1 protein-coding gene is annotated in these 576 nt (G+C 45.5%); it reads right to left on the bottom strand.

The window, feature by feature from the left end:
* The coding region (locus R7Q48_RS29565; RefSeq protein ID WP_318133935.1) for a DUF2955 domain-containing protein at positions 1-576 on the bottom strand (576 nt) is incomplete at both ends.

Here is a 576-nt window from a genome sequence, read left to right as displayed (position 1 = left end):
CAGGAGCAACAAGGTTGTCGCCTGCGCTGACATGGAATCGTTCAAATCAAAGATCTGAAACACCAAAAAGGACATGGTTGCAATACTCGCCCCCATAAGAGCCTCATGTCGCATCCGATGGCTTTGTTTGGCTTGTGAAGGCTTTGCCAGCGGTTGACGAGGTTCCGCATCTGGAATCAAAAACGTCACTAAATACGCCACAATAATGGACAAAACGTTCGCCTGTAAGTTACTAAAAATAAGATCATTCAGATCCGTTGTCGGGTAACTAGCAAAGTGCAGCATGATACTCAAACTAAGCACACTGTTCGCGCCAAATAGAAACAAACTCCCTTTTGACATACAAGCAAACTTGTAAAGAAACAAGCAGAATGCAATCAAGGTCATCAACACCGGATGGCTACCAAACAAGCCCCCCAAAATGCCAACCTCTAGCCCACAAACAACAGCGGAGAAGATTAACTGTCTTGATGCATGCAAGTTCACTACCGGTACCATACCGAGCAAAAGCATGGGTGTTACGGTGAAAAACACACCGTAGTTCCAGCCAAACAGCTTACACAGTGTAAAGCCGAT

This window comes from Vibrio sp. 378, assembly GCF_033339435.1.
Note: the sequence above shows the minus strand (reverse complement) of the source record. Positions and strands in the feature narration are given on the sequence as shown.